General features: G+C 68.8%; 14 protein-coding genes and 1 pseudogene. 10 read left to right on the plus strand and 5 right to left on the minus strand.

Annotation, left to right across the window (positions count from 1 at the left end):
- Positions 1–30 precede the first annotated feature (30 nt).
- The gene (locus tag FMQ63_RS00325) at positions 31–3177 is read right to left on the minus strand and encodes an ABC transporter substrate-binding protein (RefSeq protein ID WP_011556387.1); all 3147 of its coding nucleotides are present in this window, start codon (positions 3175–3177) and stop codon (positions 31–33) included.
- A 62-nt stretch (positions 3178–3239) separates the two neighbouring features.
- Here FMQ63_RS00325 and FMQ63_RS00330 point away from each other — a divergent pair, with 62 nt between their 5' ends.
- Entirely contained in the window at positions 3240–4265 is a 1026-nt protein-coding gene (locus FMQ63_RS00330; protein WP_011556386.1) for a lasso peptide biosynthesis protein, read from the plus strand.
- Between the two features lie 9 nt (positions 4266–4274).
- Here FMQ63_RS00330 and FMQ63_RS00335 read toward each other — a convergent pair whose 3' ends face one another.
- Complete coding sequence (locus tag FMQ63_RS00335) at positions 4275–5300, minus strand: arginine N-succinyltransferase (protein WP_011556385.1); 1026 nt, start codon at positions 5298–5300, stop codon at positions 4275–4277.
- Positions 5301–5556: 256 nt separating this feature from the next.
- Here FMQ63_RS00335 and FMQ63_RS00340 point away from each other — a divergent pair, with 256 nt between their 5' ends.
- The 8 genes and pseudogenes from FMQ63_RS00340 to FMQ63_RS00375 all read left to right on the plus strand — a co-directional run bounded on the left by FMQ63_RS00340 (position 5557) and on the right by FMQ63_RS00375 (position 13423).
- The gene (locus tag FMQ63_RS00340) at positions 5557–6651 is read left to right on the plus strand and encodes a heparin lyase I family protein (RefSeq protein WP_011556384.1); all 1095 of its coding nucleotides are present in this window, start codon (positions 5557–5559) and stop codon (positions 6649–6651) included.
- A 750-nt stretch (positions 6652–7401) separates the two neighbouring features.
- Positions 7402–7998, plus strand: a complete 597-nt coding sequence (locus tag FMQ63_RS00345; RefSeq protein WP_225888201.1) for a hypothetical protein — start codon at positions 7402–7404, stop codon at positions 7996–7998.
- A gap of 303 nt (positions 7999–8301) precedes the next feature.
- Complete coding sequence (locus tag FMQ63_RS00350; protein WP_011556382.1) at positions 8302–9897, plus strand: serine hydrolase; 1596 nt, start codon at positions 8302–8304, stop codon at positions 9895–9897.
- An 82-nt stretch (positions 9898–9979) separates the two neighbouring features.
- On the plus strand, positions 9980–11263 hold the full coding sequence (locus tag FMQ63_RS00355; protein ID WP_011556381.1) for a TIGR04013 family B12-binding domain/radical SAM domain-containing protein: 1284 nt from the start codon (positions 9980–9982) through the stop codon (positions 11261–11263).
- Positions 11264–11311: 48 nt separating this feature from the next.
- Positions 11312–11983, plus strand: coding sequence for a TIGR02269 family lipoprotein (locus FMQ63_RS00360; RefSeq protein WP_011556380.1), 672 nt, complete (start codon positions 11312–11314; stop codon positions 11981–11983).
- Positions 11980–12708, plus strand: a pseudogene (locus FMQ63_RS00365) (double-CXXCG motif protein). The gene FMQ63_RS00360 and the pseudogene FMQ63_RS00365 overlap by 4 nt, the downstream one beginning before the upstream one ends.
- Before the next feature lie 67 nt (positions 12709–12775).
- Complete coding sequence (locus FMQ63_RS00370) at positions 12776–13114, plus strand: hypothetical protein (RefSeq protein WP_011556377.1); 339 nt, start codon at positions 12776–12778, stop codon at positions 13112–13114.
- Between the two features lie 66 nt (positions 13115–13180).
- Positions 13181–13423, plus strand: coding sequence for a hypothetical protein (locus FMQ63_RS00375; protein WP_011556376.1), 243 nt, complete (start codon positions 13181–13183; stop codon positions 13421–13423).
- A gap of 3 nt (positions 13424–13426) precedes the next feature.
- On the opposite strand, the gene FMQ63_RS00380 is transcribed toward FMQ63_RS00375, so the two are convergent.
- The 3 genes from FMQ63_RS00380 to aceB form a co-directional block, all read right to left on the minus strand.
- Positions 13427–13834, minus strand: coding sequence for a hypothetical protein (locus tag FMQ63_RS00380; protein WP_026113851.1), 408 nt, complete (start codon positions 13832–13834; stop codon positions 13427–13429).
- A gap of 178 nt (positions 13835–14012) precedes the next feature.
- Positions 14013–15299 (minus strand): isocitrate lyase, encoded by a 1287-nt coding sequence (gene aceA, locus FMQ63_RS00385; RefSeq protein ID WP_011556374.1) that lies wholly within the window; start codon positions 15297–15299, stop codon positions 14013–14015.
- Positions 15300–15356: 57 nt separating this feature from the next.
- Positions 15357–16982, minus strand: a complete 1626-nt coding sequence (gene aceB / locus FMQ63_RS00390; protein ID WP_011556373.1) for a malate synthase A — start codon at positions 16980–16982, stop codon at positions 15357–15359.
- Between the two features lie 248 nt (positions 16983–17230).
- Between aceB and FMQ63_RS00395 the strand changes: the two genes are divergently transcribed.
- Positions 17231–17584, plus strand: coding sequence for a PspC domain-containing protein (locus FMQ63_RS00395; protein ID WP_043611863.1), 354 nt, complete (start codon positions 17231–17233; stop codon positions 17582–17584).
- The last annotated feature ends 39 nt before the right edge of the window (positions 17585–17623 follow it).

Here is a 17623-nt window from a genome sequence, read left to right on the forward strand (position 1 = left end):
CGCCGCGCGCCACCCGTGCCTTGGGCTGTCTCAGGTGGCGGCGTTCGGGTCGACCCAGAGGTCTTCGAAGCGCACCTGGGGCGGCGTCTGGTGCAGCCGCAGGCTTTGGACCGCGGGGGTCGCGGCCGCGTGGGCGCGGTCGTGGTACAGCGGGATGAGGGGGCAGTCCTCCTGGAAGAGCTGCTCCGCGCGCAGATAGAGCTGACGGCGCAGCTCCGGGTCGATGGAGACGCGGGCCTCGGCGGTGAGGCGGTCCAGCTCCGGGTTCCGGTAGCCCATGGGGAACACCGTCTGGGCGTTGGAGTGGAGGAGGAAGTACAGGAAGGTGTCCGGGTCCGGGTAGTCGGCCAGCCAGCGGTTGCGGAAGGCGGGGAGGCGGCCCTCGGTCACCTGGGCCGTGTATTCCTCGCGCGACATCTCCACGTAGCGCAGCTCCAGCAGCCCGGCCTGGAGCAGCGGGCGGAAGAGCACCGCGTCCTCCGCGGAGTGGTCATTGCCGGTGGGACGGTGGAGCGTCAGCCGCAGCCTGCGCAGGCCTGCCTCTCGCAGCAGCCGCTCGGCGAGGGCCACGTCCGGTACGGGCGCGGGTCCCATGTCCGCGTCATCCAGCAGCTCGGGTGGGGTCAGCGAGCGAGCCACGCGCGCGCCGGGGTGGAACTGGCTCACCATGGCCGGGATGTCCATGCCCGCGCGGAGTGCGCGACGGACCCTCACGTCGTCGAAGGGCGCCTCCCGGTGGTTGAGCACGACGAAGGCCGTGGAGGGCGTGGTGCTCGCGGCAAGCTGGAAGGCCTCCAGGCCGGGCAGCTCCACATGCTCCGTGTCGAGGAACGACACCAGGTCCACCGCCCCCTGGCGCAGCAGCGCCACCGCTTCCTTACGAGAACCGGCGAGCAGGAACTCCAGCCGGTCCACCATCGGTCCGCCCGGACGCCAGTAAGAGGGGTTCCGCTCCAGCACCACGTGCTCGGGTTCCAGGGCGAGGAGCCGGAACGGCCCGGTGCCCACCAGCCGCCCGTTGGCGTCCGTCCGGGCCACCGCGGTGGCGGTGAGCGCCATCAACTGGAGGAAGAACGCCTTGGGCTCGCGGAGGCGAATCTCCAGCGTGTGGTCGTCCAGCACTTCCAGGCCGGACACGTCGCGCGCCATGCCAGCGGCGTACTCCGGCGCGCCCTCCACGTCCTCCAAGAGGCTCCGGTCGGGCGAGCGGAGCGCCGGGTCCAGCAGCCGCTCCAGGTGGCGCTTCACGTCGCTCGCCGTTAGCAGCGTGCCGTCGTGGAAGGTGACGCCACGGCGCAGGTAGAAGCGGTAGCGGCGCGCGGAAGGGTCTGCGTCCCAGCGCTCGGCCAGGTCGGGCTCCAGCCCGCCGTCCTCTCTGCGCACCAGTGTGGAGAACACGCACGAGGTGAGCTCGGAGACCTGGTTCTCCACGCTGAAGAGCGGGTCCACCGCCTGGCGGTTTCGCAGCGACGCGGCCTGGTGCATGCCCACGCGCAGCGTCCCGCCGGAGTGGGGCGTGGGGAGCTTGAAGTGGTACACCTCCGCTTCCAGGCCCTCTGCTTCGTGGCCCAGTTGGTCCACCGTTCGCGTCAGCCCGTCGCCGATGCGGATGACCCGGCGTGCGTCCTCGCGCACCTGGGCGACTTCCTCGCGGATGGAGGCGTCTGCCTTGGTGAGCACCACGTTGGCGGAGCGCAGCTCCTCCAGGGCGGCGCTCAGCCGCACCACCGACTCGGAGAGGTCGCGCCCGGTGCGCGCCTGGGCCTCCGCCTTCTGCGAGGCGCCCTGGCCCACGCGGGCCATCTCCTGTGTCTGGCGCAGCAGCTCGCGCGCGTGGCCGGACTGTTCAATGGCCATGCGCGTGACGTTCTCCACCCGCAGGGCCACGCGGCGGCTGGCTTCAACGACCGTGGCCCCCTGCGCCTCCAGCCGTTGCGTCTCCGCCACCGTGGCTTCAACGGCGGTGAAGGTGCGCTGGGTGATGGTGCGAATCTCCACCAGGGCCTCGGCGGCGCGGTCGCCCAGGGCCACACCGGCGGTGGCTCGCTCGCGGCCTTCCTGCACCAGCGCCACCGCCGTCTGCACGGCGTCGCGCACGCCCGCCACCATGGCGCCGATTTCGCGGGTGGAGCGCGTGGTGCGCTCGGCCAGGTTGCGAATCTCGTTGGCCACCACGCCGAAGGGCCGCCCCTGCACGCCCGCCTGGGCGGCGATGATGGCGGCATTGAGGGCCAGCAGGTTGGTCTGGTCCGCAATCTCCTGGATGACGTCGACGATGCGGCCGATTTCCGTCGAGCGCGTGCCCAGCATCTCCATCAGCTCGGCGGCCTTCCGGACCGTCTCCTCCACCCGGTACATGCCCTTGACGCTGTCGCCCACCAGCACCTCGCCGCGCTCGGCGGTGGCCGTCACGGCGATGGCCAACTGGTTCGTCTCATTGGCACGGCGGCGCACGGAATCGATGCCGCCTTCCACGGCGGCGACGAAGTCCTCGGCCTCGCTGGCGAAGCGGCCCAGTTCGTCACCGGACGCGGCGATGTTGGCCATCCGTTCGGCCATGGCCTGCATCAGCGACGTGGTGTTGTGGGCGAAGGTGTTGACCTGGGCCAGCGAGTCCACCACCTGCTCCAGCCGCTCCGTCATCTCCAGCAGCGCGCCGGTGGTGTCGACGGCGAAGACCTCCAGTTGGTGTACCCGCTTGCCTGCCACCTGGAGGCTGCCGCCCATTCCGCTGACGGCCTCCAGCGTGCGCTCCACCGCGCCGCCCTGCCGCCGCGCGGCCTCCAGCAGCATCCGGGCCTGCCCGCTCACGTCCGTGCTGGTGCGGTGCAGGTTGGCCGTCACCCGCTGCACCTGCGCCAGGGCGCGCCGCAGGGACAGGATGAGGCGGCGCACGTCCTCGTGGCCTTCATAGCGCGGCCCCACCGTGGTGGTGAGGTCGCCCTCCGCCAGCCGCGCCATCACCTGCCGGCGCACCTGCCGCCGCTGCGCCGCCCAGCGGAACCACGCGAGGTATCCCCCCGCCAGATAGAGCGCGGGCGTGGCGAGCAGCACCACCGCCCAGGTGGCATTCGGAAGCGGCGCCCCGGACACGGCTCGCAGCATCCCCCCCAGGAGGAGCGCGGAGACCAGCCCTGCCGCCAGGCCGAACGTGAACAGGTACCGTTTGGCGCCCATGAAGGAGTGGAACGCTACTCCGCCTTCTCGCGCCGGTCCTCAAAACGCCGCACACTGGGGCCGTGGCCACCCTGCTTGCCCTGCTGCTGCTGACGCTCCCGGTAAAGCCAGAGAATCCTGGTAGCGCTGGCGCGCCACCCGCGTCCCAGGCGGATTCCACGCGTTACGTCTTCGCCTGGCGCGGCGTGCCGGTAGGCACGGTGACGCTGAAGCTGGAGCCGGGCCGTTTTACCTACGTCAGCCAGCACCTGCACACCCGCGCCGGAAAGGCGGGAGCGCGCCGCCGGGAGCAGTCCCTGGCGGTGGATGCCCAGGGGCGGGTGCGTGGCTCGCCGGCGGTGCCGCAGGCGCTGTGGCTCTGGAAGGGCGTGCCCGCCGTGGGGTGTGTCGTGGGGCGGGAGGAGCTGACGGGCCGCGAGGGCCCACACTGCGTCACCCGCGTGGAGGACCGGCGCGTGGAGGGAACGTTGTTGGGGACGGCCTTCCAGGCCCGCTATGGGGCGGACGGCCAGATGGAGGCGCTGGAGGTGGGCGACTCGCGCTTCACCGTGGCCGCGCCTGGGGAGCGGCTGCGCGCGCCTCCCGAGCTTTTCGCGGACGGACTGCCCGTGGAGGGGGCCCGAGGCGCGCTGTCGCTGGAGCCGCCGCTCGACGTTCCAGCGCGGCCGGCGGGGCTGACGCCGTGGAATGCGGCGGCGGCGCGGGCGCTGGCTGCCGAGGTCCACGCGGCCTTCCCGGAGAAGACGCCCGGTGGTGCGGACTGGAGCGAGGACGGCGAGGGCGAGGCGGGCGGGTGCCTGGCGCACGCGCTGCGCTTCGCGGCGGGGGCCCGTGCTCGGGGCGTGAAGGTGGCGCTGGTGCACGGGCTGCTGGTGGTGGACGGCGGGCCGGCGCGCCCCCACGCCTGGGTGCGCGTGGCGCTGTCGAAGGGCGGGACGTTGGATTTGGACCCGACGTCCCTGGACGAGGTGTCACCGCAGACGCACCTGCCCATCGCCCTGGCGGAGGCGCAGGGCCCCGCGCTGGAGGCGGGGGCGCGCTGGCTGTCGCTGCTGCGCGGGGCGCACCGGGTGGTGCGCCGGCCGTGAGGCAGTGGGTTATTCGAAGGGGATGATGGACACCTTCGCGCCGGCCTGGATGTCCAGGACCTCCTTGGCTCGCGCGGGCAGGAAGGCCTGGGTGTTCTCCAGCCGGGCCTGGCAGCGCACGGCGCGGAAACGGTTGCGGCCGGAGTCATTCTCCGCCGCGACGAGGACGTCATCCCCCTCCAGGTCGAAGTCCTCCTCCGCCACCTTGAGCGTACGGAACTTGCGCACCAGGGAGATGTCGGCGGTGTCGGCCTCGAAGTGGGGACCGCCGTCGAACGGGTCGATGCGCTCCATGTACTTGAAGCCGATGCGCTCCAGCATGCGCTGCACGCCGCGCGTCTGCGGGCCCACCTCGCCCAGGACCTTCTGTACGCGCGCGGGGAAGAGCGACGCGTAGATGTCCGAGGCGGGGAAGAGCTCCTTGATGAACTCCTTGTTCTGCCGGCTGAGGCGGTCCGCCTCCTGGTAGGTGAGGCCGGTGAACTTCTTGCCGCAGGCCTCCCACAAGAGGCTGCGGCCGTCCGGCAGCAGCGGCGGCAGCAGCTCCGCCAGCACGCGAGGGCGGAAGAGCCGCCGGTGCATGGCGATGAAGAGGAAGCGCCCGTAGGACAGCTGCTTGCCGGGCTTGTCCGGCGTGGCGCGGTAGGGCGGGTCCACGACGAGGCCGCCCACCTCGGTGGGGCCCTCGTAGTTGTAGGCGATGGAGAGGACCTTGTGGCGAAGGTGACGGGAGAGGGACGCGGAGTAGTGCTCGCGCTCGCTCACCTCGTAATAGATGTGCGGAGCCTCATAGGTGCCGTGCTGCGCGATGATCATCGACGTGCCGATGATGAGGCTGTTGCGCACGTCTTCGAGCACGAAGAGGTACTCGCGCTCGAAGGGGTTCTTCACCTTGCCCGCGAAGCTCTTCACCGACGTGTCCACGATGGCCGACAGCGTTTCCTCGTTGTTCGGCAGGTTCACCGTGTTCAGCACGGCCGCGAGCCTTTTGAGCCCGGGCAGGTCGGTCTTCTGGACGTCACGCAGGACAAGCATTGGGACACTCGGGGCGCCCCCGGAACGGAGCGCCGGAAAGTGCGGACTATACCCCACACCTGCCGCCAGTCAGCTTGAAGGTTGTCCGGCGTGTTGATGACGCGACGTGTTGCTGTCGGCTTGCCAGGACGCCCGGAGTGTGTCAGCCGCCCTGCGCTCGACGTGAAACATGGCGTGAAACATCCAAGGCCTTGCATGCCCGCCTGCCCACTTGCCGGCCCAGCGGGAAGGATTTCGCGGGGGAATGAAGCAGTGAATGGTTTGCGGTACCGTGTGCCGGTTGTTGCATTCCAAACCTTTGCGAGGATGTGTTTTGAGAGCCTTTATCCCCGGATGGCTTGTGATGTGGTGCGTCCCCGGGCTCGCCATGGCAGGCGTCGTGTGGCGGGGGGACTTCGAGACGGGGGACCGCTCGCAGTACTCCCGCGCGCAGATGGTGAACGCGGACCGGCTGCAGGTGGTGACGTCACCCGTGGCCGAGGGCAAATACGCGCTGAAGGCGACGGTGCATCAGGGCGACGACCCCATCAACGCCAGCGGGAATCGCAACGAGCTGGTCTACATCAGCAACGAGCCGGTGGGCTCGGAGTACTACTACCGCTGGAAGGTGATGTTCGCGAACGACTTCCCCAGCGTGGACACCTGGCAGCTCTTCACCCAGTGGCACCACGACGGATGCTGTGGTTCGCCGCCGGTGGAGTTCTACGTGAAGGGGGAGGAAATCCGGCTGTCGCTCCCCGGCACCAGCGAGATTCCCTGGCGCACGAAGCTCACCCGAGGCGTGTGGCACGAGTTCATCCTGCACGCGAAGTGGTCGTCCGACCCGAAGGTTGGCTTCGTCGAGCTGTGGCACAACAAGGAACTGGTGCTGCCCAAGCGCGGCGCGATGACGATGTACTCGGGGCAGCGCAACTACCTGAAGCTCGGCCTCTACCGGAGTGACACCGTGAAGCCGGTGGGCGTCGTCTACCACGACGGCTTCATCCAGGCGACGGCGCTGTCGGACGTGCTCGAGCAGAAGCCGGAGCCGCCACCCGTGGACGCGGGGACGCCGATGGATGCGGGCTCGCCCATGGACGCCGGCTCGCCCGAGGACGCGGGCCGCGTGGACCCAGACCCCGTGGACGCGGGTGGGGCCGAGGAGCCGGGCCCGCAGCCGGAGGCGGACGCGGGGACGCCAGCCTGGGACGCGGGCACGGAGCCTGGGCCGAACGTGCCCCCGCCTGGAGGCATCTCCTCGGATGAGGGCGCCGCGGCACAGTCGGGGTGCAGCAGCACCGGTGGCTCCGCGGCGGCCTTCGCGCTGCTGGGGCTGATGGGCCTGGCGGGCTACCGCCGCCGCAAGGGCTGAGCCTCCCGGGGCGCGCGGGCCCTCGGGCTCGCGCGCCATCGTGGGAAAAAGTGAGAGACGCGGCGCGCTCCACGTGTCCGGAGCGCTCGCACCCACGGGCGAGGTCGGCTCGCCCGGGAAGGTCCGTCCGGCTCCGAAGCGGTGCGCCGCTCTCGTTCGAGCCATGAACCCGACGTGATACGTCTCATGCTTCGCCGTATCGAAGCCGAGGCGGCCGGTGGAGCGCTACTCCAGGCGTGAAATCCAGCCTCATTTCTGACGGACTCGGAGTGCGTCTGACGTGTCAGCCGCGCTCCGTGCCGGTCCTCTGCTCGTGAGCAGCAAGGCCAATGACCTGACAGGTCTGAAAGGGGCCTGTCGGGTGCGGACTCGCCCGTCACGGCCCGCGTCGTGGCGCTGCCTGGCCTCGCGGTGGGAGGTGGCGACCTGATGCGGCGGGTCCATGCATCCAAACGATTCCATGTGCTGTGGCTGGAATAGGGGTGGATTGCGTCTGGGATTGGGGTAGATCCAAGCGCTTGGGGGTAATGAATTGCATGGAAGACGTGGCGCGTCGGTGATTGGAACTGACGTGTCAGTCGCAGGGTGCAATTCCAGGCTCGATGCGAGCTTCAGAGGAGGCAATGGTTGGGTAGTCGATGGCATGTGCGTTGCTTTGGTGGTCCTCAGGCGGGATGGACTCCTTGCCGTGAGCCCGATGTGAGGGTTCAGCAACGACACACAGCAGCCACACGAAGGGATTGGTTCGACATGGTAAAGATCAGCTTCCTGATTGATTCCACCAAGCTTCCCACGGGGGGATCCTCCGTCAGTACCGCGGTCGCGGTTAGCCATCAGACGTTCCTCGTGAACGACAACCCCCATCCCAACCAAAATGACCCCGACTATGCGGTGCCCGTCCCGAGTGGGGAGAGCGTCCGCATCTACATCCAAGAGGCGAACTACGCCTCGACCGTGGGGCTCGCGCCCAATGGCATCATCGTGCATGCGTTCAACGGCGCTCCGGTCTCGGACGCGATCATGAATGACGCCACGAAGCGGCCCATCGACATCCCCAACTTCGATTTGGATCTGGGCCCTATTCCGGACTTCATCGGTTTCGTCGGCGATAGCCCGAAGTGGACCCAGACGCCCCCCTCCTGGAGCAACTGGCCCAACGAGCCGCTCATCGACCAGCAACTCCGGGCGGGCTGGACGCCCACCTTCGTTCCGTACATCACGTTCAATGCCAGTAAGCTCGTGAGCGGTTTGCTCGAGTACGGAGTGGTGTTCGCGCTGACGAAGGACGGAGCGAACGTCCAGTACTTCTACTTCGACCCCTTCCTCAAGATCGGTTCGTCGAGCTGATAATCCCTTCAGCGTACGCGCTGCCCGCGCAAGCCGGTTGCTGTTGATGACACTGGACTTGCACGACGCCGCGCAGAAAGCCACCGCTGCCGTCCGGGACTCGATGGAACCCGGGCGGCCAGCGGCGGCCCCGCGCCGTTTGATGGCGCGGGCGCTCGAGTGGCGGCCGCATGCCTCGTCCCTCTCCGGCCCGGCGCCAGTGCCCTCGCAGGGGATTGATGCCGCTTCGTCATGGCGTGCGGGCCATGCAATATCGGCGCTTCCGGTGCGTAGTTCGAGCAGGTCCGCCCCCGGGGAACGCCCATGCGACACAGTCTCTACCTCCCGCTCTGTACCTTGCTGGCCTGTGCCCACACGCAACCCGTGGCCGCGCCCGCTTCGTCTCCAGTCTCTGCCGTGCAGCCGGCGCCAGCAGACCCTGAGTCCCAGCTCCGCGAGGCGTTGCAGCGGGCTGGCAGGGCGATGGAGGCCGGGCGCTTCGACGCCGCGCTCTCGGAGATGCAGCGGCTGTGGGAGGGCGGCCGCCAGACGGACGAGGTGGCATGGCTTGCCGCTTACGCCTCGTTGGGCGTGGGCGACGACGCCGCGGCCTTCCAGTGGCTGGAGCGCGCCGTCGAGCGGGGGATGGGCTCGCCGGGCGATCTGCTGCACGACAAGTCCCTGGAGCCGTTGCGGCGGATGCCGGGTTACGACGCGCTGGTGGCGCGGGCGAGAGAGAACGCACTGAAGGCGCGCGCGGAGGGCAACGTCGGGGCGGGGCTGGAGAAGGCGACGCCCGCCGAGGCGGGGCTGTCGGAGCCGGCGCTCGCGGCCTTCGTGAAGGCGGCCGAAGAATCGGGCTCGTCGGCCCTGGTGGTGCTCCGCCACGGCAAGTTGGTGGGGGAGTGGTACTTCGGCGGCGAGACGCAGCGCATCGAGTCCATGTCCGCCACCAAGGGCGTGGTGGCGCTGGCCATCGGGCTGCTCATCGATGAGGGCCGCATTCCCTCCGTCGACGCGCCTGTCTCCACCTTCTTCCCGGAGTGGAAGGACGGCCTCAAGGGGAAGGTCACGCTTCGGCACCTGCTCAGCCACACCTCGGGGCTGGCGGCGAACGCCCACGCGATGGACATCTACGAGTCGCGGGACTTCGTCCGCTACGCGCTGGACAGCCACGTGGTGGACGTGCCGGGCAGCCAGTTCTTCTACAACAACAAGGCCACCAACCTGCTCGCGGGCGTGGTGGAGCGCGCCTCAGGCGAGAAACTGGACGCCTATCTCATGCGGCGCCTCTTCGAGCCGCTCGGCATCCGTGACGTGTTCTGGCAGAAGGACCCGTCCGGCAATCCGCTGGGCATGTCCGGCCTGCGCCTGCACCCCGTGGACTTCGCCAAGGTGGGCCAGTTGATGCTTCAGCGAGGCGTCTGGCAGGGCCAGCGCATCCTGAGCGAGGCCTGGATTCAGGAATGTACCGCCGCGGCATCTCAGGCCCACACCCCCACGGCGGGCTTGTTGTGGTGGCTCGTCTACGACAAGGCGTTCCGCGTGCTGGGCCAGGACATGGTGAACGAGGCGCGTCGCAACGGCATGCCCGAGGCGTCGTTGTCTCGCCTGCGGGACGTGGTGGACAAGCCGATTCCCGCCGGGGACTTCATGCAGGTGCTCTCCGAGCGGCTCGGCGGGATGAAGGGCGTCATGGCGTTCATGGAGAAGAGCGCCCGCATCCCGTTGCGCACGCACGTGGAGGGCGCGCCCCGGGGTTACTCCGCGCGAGGCTCCTTCGGGCAACTCCTGCTGGTGGTGCCAGAGCAGGACCTGGTGGTGGTGCGCATGGCTGTGCCGGACGGGCGGGTTCCTCCAGACGTCATGGAGTTCCCTGCATTCAACACGCTGGCCCTCTCGCTGGTGCCTTCTCCCTGACTGGCCAAAGGCGCACGCGGCGGGCCCGGCGGCCTGCCCGTGTGCCTGCGCCGCCGGCCCTGTGGCATAAAGCGCTTCCAGCATGCAGCCATCTCGCCGTGTTTCGCTCGTCCTGAGCTACCAGTACCCAGGTAAGTACGCCTTCACCGTGCTGGCGGGCGCCGTGGAGTCGGACCCGGCGCTGGCGGACGTGACGCTGCACTTTCCGCGCAGCCGCGAGACGCTGCTGGACACGATTCGCGAGCGCGTGGACGCCGGAGACACGGTGGTGGCGGCGTGGTCTTTTTACTCGGCCAGCTTCGCCCCGGCGGCGGAGGAGCTGGCATGGGTGCGTGAGCGGTTGGAGGGACGGGACGTGCTGTGCATCGCCGGCGGTGTGCACGCCACGGCGGAGACGCTCCAGACGCTTCAGGCGGGCTTCGACCTGGTGGCGGTGGGCGAGGGTGAGTACTCCCTGCGCGCCTTGCTCGGCCGGGTGCTGCGCGGCGAGGTGCCGCGTGAGACGCACGGCGTCGCGTATCTGAAGGATGGGAAGCTGGTGCAGCACGGCCGGGGGGAGGGCGTGCAACTGGACGACTTCCCGCCCTTCGCGGCGCGCAACGGGCAGTACGGCGCCATCGAGATTACGCGCGGCTGCATCTACGCGTGTCGCTTCTGCCAGACGCCGTTCATGAGCAAGGCGCGCTTTCGCCACCGCTCCGTGGCCAACGTGGCGCACTGGGCGCGGGAGCTGCGGCGCTCGGGGCGGAGAGACATCCGCTTCATCACGCCCACCTCCATGTCCTACGGCACCGCCGACGAGTCGGTGAACCTGGACGCGGTGGAGGCGCTGCTCGCCGCGGTGAAGGAGGCCATGGCGCCCGATGGGCGCGTCTACTACGGCACCTTCCCGTCGGAGGTCCGCCCCGAGCACGTCACGCCCGAGGCGCTGGAGTTGCTCAAGCGCTACGTCCACAACGACAACCTCATCATCGGCGGCCAGTCCGGCTCCGAGCGCATCCTCCAGAGCACCCGCCGGGGGCACGACGTGGAGACGGTGGTGCGCGCCACCCGCATCGCGGTGGAGTGTGGCTTCGTGCCCAACGTGGACTTCATCCTCGGGCTGCCCGGCGAGGAGCCCGAGGACGTGGATGCCACGGTGGCGCTGATGGAGAAGTTGGCGGGCCTGGGCGCGCGCGTGCATGGGCATACATTCATGCCGCTGCCGGGGACGCCCTTCCGCGATGCGCCGCCCGGGTCGGTGGATGAGGCGACACAGCGCAAGCTGGACCGGCTGGCCTCGCAGGGGCGCCTGTATGGGCACTGGAAGCAGCAGGTCGCGCTCGCCGAGGGCATTGCCTCACGCCGTCGCCCGCGCGCGGGGTAAGGGCAGCGCGGAACGGGCAAGACAGACCTGAAGTCTAGGATTCGCGGAATGCGAACCTGTCTGCTCCGAATGCTTCCGGTGCTTGCTGTGCTTTGGCTGGGGTGTTCCACCTCGGTCAAGCCGCCCATGCAGCAGGCCTGGGATGACGCGGAACTGGAGTGCTGGACTCCGCACGAGGACCAGTGTGTGTCCTTGCTGTGTCTGGGCGACGCGTGTGGCTTCTACCGTTGCACGGACCTGCCGGGGGAGGTGGAGCTGGCGCGCTTTCCGCCCGCCCGTCCACCCGTGGCTGCCGCGGCGCCTGGCCGAGGTCCCCGGCGAAACTGGGGCCTCGGCCAGCAGTTGCCTCGGGGCGCTGTCATGGTGTTCCCCAGTTGGGGTGGTGCGCCTGGGCGAGTCATCCCGCCGTCACATCGGCTGCCGCCCGGACGCTGGGAGAAGCACCACATCTTTCCCCAGGCACCAGAGCTTGCCCAATGGTTCACGCAGCGGGGCGTCAAGATTCACGACTACACGATGCCGATACCGCGAGAGCTCCATCGACGCATTCCCGGTGGTGCGGGAGCCGGTGGTGCCTGGAACGAAGCCTGGCGCGCGTACATGCGGCGGAACAGTGGGGCGAGTCCTGAAGAGATTTTCAAACACGCCGGGGAGTTGATCTACCGCTTCGAGCTGCTTGGTGGGCCGATTCGGCCGTACTATTCCAGGCCCGGAACATGACCCTTCGTGTGTTTGAACTCTCCCAGGACAGCGCGATGTGGCCCCGAATCAACGGGAGCTTCAACGCCGCGCACAAGTGGGGACTGCCTGGGCTGGCGGGGTGCCCTGGCTGTGGGGTGACCTGGGCCTCCTCGGGCCATCAGTACCCCGCTGTCGATTTGTCGAACCTGCCTGCGCAGTTCGAATTCCTGAAGGCCCGGCCCGAGCCATTCGAGGAGTTCGTGAGGCTGCGTGAGTTGGTCCGCCCCTTGGCTCCGCCAGGCGCGCTGCTGCCTCCAGGGACATTGTTCGGCCCGCTGGTTGGAACTGCCTCGGGACGATTCGCCGACTTCGAAACGCAAGGGAGCATGTTGCTGGTGGTTCGCCGGGAAGCGCTGTAACGGCTCCAGGTGGAAGGTGTGCGTGGCCTCGTGGGCTGCAAGACGGAGCTGCGCTTTCGGCAGAAGGACCCGCCGGAGCTCTTGGAGCTTCAGCTCGAACCTCGAGGACAACTGCACCCGGACTGCTATCCGCCGGAGTTGCCTCCACCGTGTGACGTCTGCGGCCGATTCAAACTCACGTTGCCCGACGAGCCCATCCTCGACGCGGCCTCGCTGCCCACGGACCGCGACGTTTTCCGCGTGGGCAATTTCGCGACCGTGATGGTGGGCACCGAGCGGTTCAAGGAGGCGGTGCAGCGCTTGGAGCTGGAGGGCATCACCTTCCGTGAGCTGCCCACCCGCTAGGCGCTCGCAAGGGGGCCCGTCACTTCCACGGGCCTCCGCTCCGCCAGGCGCTTAGGATGGGGGCGCGATGTCCACCGACCAGGCACCTCCCTACTGGCTCCTCATCTCCGTCCTCTTCAGCAACCAGCCGCTGTCGCCCTCGCTGGCGATGACGCTGCACCAGGTGGCCTATGAGCTCCACCAGCGCGGTGAGGGCGCCAAGGAAGTGGCCGGGGACATGGTGAGCGGCCGGGTGGTGAACCTGCGCAAGGACGTGTCCTTCGGCGGCATCGCCGGGCCGGCCTTCGAGGCGGAGATCGAGACCGAGCGGGGCTCCGGCGTCGTCCGCTTCGTCCTCACCCGGCAGGGCCTGGAGATGATGAAGCAGCAGCCCGCCGAGCCGCCCCGGCCCAAGTACCTCAACTGAGCCTGCGCGGGCCCGCCCGCCTGTCCGCCCCTGCTCGCGGACGGTGGGCGTCTCCACTTTGGAGACATGGACCCCAAGGACTACCTCAAGCGCAGCGCGGGCATCCCGCTGGATCCGAAGAAGCAGAAGGACCCCGAGGAAGACGGCGAGCGCGTCCCCGCCGAGGGGCGCGCCGAGTTCCTCAACGACGTCTCCGAGCACAACGGCGGTCAGCGCACCGACGTCGACGTGCCGTGGCGCAAGGGCCCCGAGCTGCAACGAGGCCAGCGCGACGCCTACAACGCGGAGAGCGACAAGAAGAAGGGGTGACCCTTACTCCCGGTCGAGGTCCACCTTCATCTTGTTGCCCATGTGCAGGATGGAGTTCGACAGCGTCGCGGCGGACATCTCCGCCAGCTCCATCAGGACCTGCTCCTGCTGCGCCTGCTCCGAGCCGGCCGGAGCCTGGGACACCGAGCCCCGCGAGCCGTCCTCGGAGATGGGCCCGCGGCCCACGGCGGACAGGTAGGAGTTCAGGATGCCGTTGTTCGGCGAGCTGCCCACCGAGGCGAGCGCCGAGGCGACCACCGCGCCCCCCGATACCATCAGCGGGTCCCCAGGCCGGTTGGCAGGGGCCATCGGGTTCACCAGCGCGCCAAAGCTCGTGCTCGCGGCGCGGGCCTGCGCCTGCGTGGTGGCGGGCTGAATCATCGGACCGGTGAAGGAGTTGATGCGGGTCATGGCGCCTCCGTCTCGGCCCGGGACGCGCACCACGCACGTGTCGGACCTCTCGAAACCCCATTATCGCCCGGCCGCCGGCGAAGTTGCGCGGAAGGCCGAAAACGCCCGAAGGCCGCGGACTTACGGGCGTGCTCCCCGTCAGCCGCGGCCTTCTTGGGACTTCAGGAGGCGCCGTTGCCTAGAACTGGTGGGCCTCGGTGGACTCCGTCAGGGCGAGCGTGCTGGCGTTGCCGCCGCAGATGGCCTCGGCCACCTGGTCGAAGTAGCCGGTGCCCACCTCGCGCTGGTGGCGGGTGGCGGTGTAGCCGTCCTTCTCCGCCGCGAACTCGGCCTGCTGCAGCTCGCTGTAGGCCGCCATGCCACGGTCCTTGTACTTCCGCGCCAGCTCGTACATCCCGAAGTTGAGCGCGTGGAAGCCGGCCAGGGTGACGAACTGGAACTTGTAGCCCATGGCGCCCAGCTCGCGCTGGAACTTCGCGATGGTGGCGTCGTCCAGGTTCTTCTTCCAGTTGAAGGACGGCGAGCAGTTGTAGGCCAAAAGCTTGTTCGGGTACTTCGCGCGGATGGACTCGGCGAACTTCTTCGCCTGGGCCAGGTCCGGGGTGCTCGTCTCGCACCACACCAGGTCCGCGTACGGCGCGTACGCCAGGCCGCGGGCGATGGCGCAGTCCAGGCCGCCGTTGAGGCGGTAGAAGCCTTCCGGGGTGCGGCCGGACTTCTTGTCGATGAAGGCGTGGTCGTACTCGTCCGCGTCGCTCATCAGCAGCTTGGCGCTGTCCGCGTCCGTGCGCGCCACCAGCAGGGTGGGCACGCCCATGACGTCCGCCGCGAGCCGGGCCGCGTTGAGGGTGCGGATGAAGTGGCTGGTGGGCACCAGCACCTTGCCGCCCATGTGGCCGCACTTCTTCTCGCTGGCCAGCTGGTCCTCGAAGTGCACGCCCGCGGCGCCCGCTTCAATCATGCCCTTCATCAGCTCGAAGGCGTTGAGCGGGCCACCGAAGCCGGCCTCGGCGTCGGCGATGATGGGCGCGAACCAGTAGCGGTCCTTGCGGCCTTCGGCGTGGTCAATCTGGTCCGCGCGGCGCAGGGCGTTGTTGATTTTGCGGACCACGGTGGGGACGCTGTCCACCGGGTAGAGGCTCTGGTCCGGGTACATCTGCCCGGCGGAGTTCGCGTCCGCCGCCACCTGCCAGCCGGACAGGTAGATGGCCTTCAGGCCCGCGCGCACCATCTGCACGGCCTGGTTGCCGGTGAGCGAGCCGAGCGCGTTGATGTAGTCCTCGGTGTGGAGCAGCTCCCAGAGCTTCTTGGCGCCCAGCTCCGCCAGCGTGTGGCTGACGGTGATGGAGCCGCGGAGCTTCTCCACGTCCTTCGGGGTGTAGTTGCGCTTGATGCCCTCGAAACGCTGAGCGTGGAGCTTGGCGTGAGGGGAGGTATCGGCGGTCGTCGGCGTGGCGTCGTACATCGTGGGCTCCTCGCTACGGTAAAAGTGATGGGTTGCTGCTGCGAGATTCAGAAAGGTTCAGCGTTGGGCTTCCAAGGCGTCGTAGGCCGGCAGGGTGAGGAAGTCCTCGAAGGTGCCGGCGGTGGAGAGCTGCTCGAAGAGGACGCGTGCGCGCTCCAGGTGGGCGGCGCCGTAGCGCTCCTTGGCGCCTTCCTTCTCGAGGCGGCCCATCTCCTCGCCCAGCGCGTCGCGGAAGAGGGTGAGCGTCACCTTGCGGCCGTCCTCCAGGGAGGCGCCGTGGTGGATCCACTGCCATACCTGGGCGCGTGAGATTTCGGCGGTGGCCGCGTCCTCCATCAGGTTGTAGAGCGGCACGCAGCCCAGGCCGCCCAGCCACGCGGCGGTGTACTGGATGCCCACGCGGATGTTGTGGCGCAGGCCTTCCTCGGTGCGCGTGCCGGACGGCACCTTGAGCAGCTCCGCCTCGCCAATCTTCACGTCCTCGCGCTTGTTGGAGAGCTGGTTGGGGCCCTTCATGTGCGAGTCGAAGATGTCGCGCGCGATTTCAACGAGGCCGGGGTGCGCCACCCACGTCCCGTCGTGGCCGTTCTTCACCTCGCGCAGCTTGTCCGCGCGGACCTTGTCCATGACGGCGTCGTTGGCCGCCGCGTCCCCCTTGATGGGGATGAAGGCCGCCATGCCGCCCATGGCGTGCACGTTGCGGCGGTGGCAGGTCTGGATGAGCAGTTGCGAGTAGGCGTTGAGGAACGCCTTGTCCATCGTCACCTGGCCGCGGTCGGGCAGCACCACGCGGGTGTCCGACTGGAGCGTCTTGATGAAGCTGAAGATGTAGTCCCAGCGGCCGCAGTTGAGGCCGGCGGAGTGCTCGCGCAGCTCGTAGAGGATTTCGTCCATCTCGAACGCGGCGGGCAGCGTCTCGATGAGGACAGTGGCCTTGATGGTGCCGCGCGGGATGCCCAGCTCCGCTTGGGCCAGGTGGAACACGTCGTTCCACAGCCGGGCCTCCAGGTGGCTCTGCATCTTCGGCAGGTAGAAGTAGGGGCCGGTGCCGCGGGCCAGTTGCTCACGGGCGTTGTGGAAGAAGAAGAGCCCGAAATCGAGCAGCGAGCCGGAGATGGGCTTGCCGTCGATTTCGATGTGCCGCTCCGGCAGGTGCCAGCCGCGGGGGCGCACGAAGAGCACGGCGCGCTTCGGGTTGAGGGCGTAGTGCTTCCCGTTCTCCGCCGTGAAGGAGATGGTGCCGCGCACGGCGTCGCGCAGGTTGATTTGCCCGCGCACCACGTTGTCCCAGGTGGGGCTGTTGGCGTCCTCGAAGTCCGCCATGAAGACATTCGCCCCGGAGTTCAGCGCGTTGATGACCATCTTCCGGTCCACCGGGCCGGTGATCTCCACGCGGCGGTCCTGAAGGTCGGCGGGCAGGGGAGCCACCGTCCAGTCGCCCTCCCGGACGGCCTTCGTCTCCGGCAGGAAGTGGGGCCGCGCTCCCTTGCTCCAGGCCGCCTGCACCGTCTTGCGGCGCTCCAGCAGGGCCAGCCGGCGCTCGCCGAAGTTGCGGGCCAGCTTCGCCACGAATTCCAGGGCCTCGGGCGTGAGGACCTCGGCGTAGTCGGGGTGCCAGGTCCCCTTCACCACCACTCCCGGTCCGAACGCCGGGGGTTTCACAGAGGGGGCTTGGTCCGACATCTGAGCTCCTTTGGCTAGGTGCGTTGTAAATCTACTGGAACGGCTCGGAAAATGAGTCCTGCGAGGGCAAAAAGGAAGTGCGGAGTGAATCTTTGCCTGCTTGCCTGTAACTGTGTCAACAGCCGGCGTGTTAAATCTGTAAATCAGCGAATCGTCCCCAGGGCGTGTGCAATGGGGTGCGCCAGGGCGCGTAGGTAGGAATGAGGGCCACGGACGCCAAGTGGGAGCGGCCCCAGAAGGGAGATGTGATGGACGCCAAGAGACGCTGCGCCACCTGCACCGAGGAAGTGAGCCTGGAGGTCCGGAGGTGCCCGCGCTGCGGCGCGCGCACGGAGCCCATGCACCGGGGCGTGGATGGGCGGCTGCTGACCGGGGTGTGCGCGGCGCTGGGACGGGAGCTGGGCGTGGACGCGGCGCTGATTCGCGTGGGCTTCGTGGTGGCGCTGGCGGTGTCCGGGGGCACCGCGCTGATGGTGTACCTGCTGCTGTGGGCCTTCACGCCGCCGTCGGCGACGGGCACCGCGCCCCTGCGGCGCACGTACAACTGGCTGTCCGGCCTGGGCAATTCGGAGCGCACGCCCCGCGTCGAGCGTCGGGTGTAGTGCTCAGCGTCCAACGGAGAAAGTCACGCCGGAGCCGTG

Source organism: Myxococcus sp. CA005 (genome assembly GCF_006518205.1).
Lineage (GTDB): Bacteria > Myxococcota > Myxococcia > Myxococcales > Myxococcaceae > Myxococcus > Myxococcus xanthus.

Bases quoted from the DNA above. Each gene is read 5' to 3' on its own strand.
- FMQ63_RS00325 (WP_011556387.1), bottom strand. From the start codon at position 3,177: ATGGGCGCCAAACGGTACCTGTTCACGTTCGGCCTGGCGGCAGGGCTG.
- FMQ63_RS00335 (WP_011556385.1), bottom strand. From the start codon at position 5,300: ATGCTTGTCCTGCGTGACGTCCAGAAGACCGACCTGCCCGGGCTCAAA.
- FMQ63_RS00340 (WP_011556384.1), top strand. From the start codon at position 5,557: ATGGTTTGCGGTACCGTGTGCCGGTTGTTGCATTCCAAACCTTTGCGA.
- FMQ63_RS00345 (WP_225888201.1), top strand. From the start codon at position 7,402: ATGGTAAAGATCAGCTTCCTGATTGATTCCACCAAGCTTCCCACGGGG.
- FMQ63_RS00350 (WP_011556382.1), top strand. From the start codon at position 8,302: ATGCGACACAGTCTCTACCTCCCGCTCTGTACCTTGCTGGCCTGTGCC.
- FMQ63_RS00355 (WP_011556381.1), top strand. From the start codon at position 9,980: ATGCAGCCATCTCGCCGTGTTTCGCTCGTCCTGAGCTACCAGTACCCA.
- FMQ63_RS00360 (WP_011556380.1), top strand. From the start codon at position 11,312: ATGCGAACCTGTCTGCTCCGAATGCTTCCGGTGCTTGCTGTGCTTTGG.
- FMQ63_RS00370 (WP_011556377.1), top strand. From the start codon at position 12,776: ATGTCCACCGACCAGGCACCTCCCTACTGGCTCCTCATCTCCGTCCTC.
- FMQ63_RS00375 (WP_011556376.1), top strand. From the start codon at position 13,181: ATGGACCCCAAGGACTACCTCAAGCGCAGCGCGGGCATCCCGCTGGAT.
- FMQ63_RS00380 (WP_026113851.1), bottom strand. From the start codon at position 13,834: ATGACCCGCATCAACTCCTTCACCGGTCCGATGATTCAGCCCGCCACC.
- aceA (WP_011556374.1), bottom strand. From the start codon at position 15,299: ATGTACGACGCCACGCCGACGACCGCCGATACCTCCCCTCACGCCAAG.
- aceB (WP_011556373.1), bottom strand. From the start codon at position 16,982: ATGTCGGACCAAGCCCCCTCTGTGAAACCCCCGGCGTTCGGACCGGGA.
- FMQ63_RS00395 (WP_043611863.1), top strand. From the start codon at position 17,231: ATGGACGCCAAGAGACGCTGCGCCACCTGCACCGAGGAAGTGAGCCTG.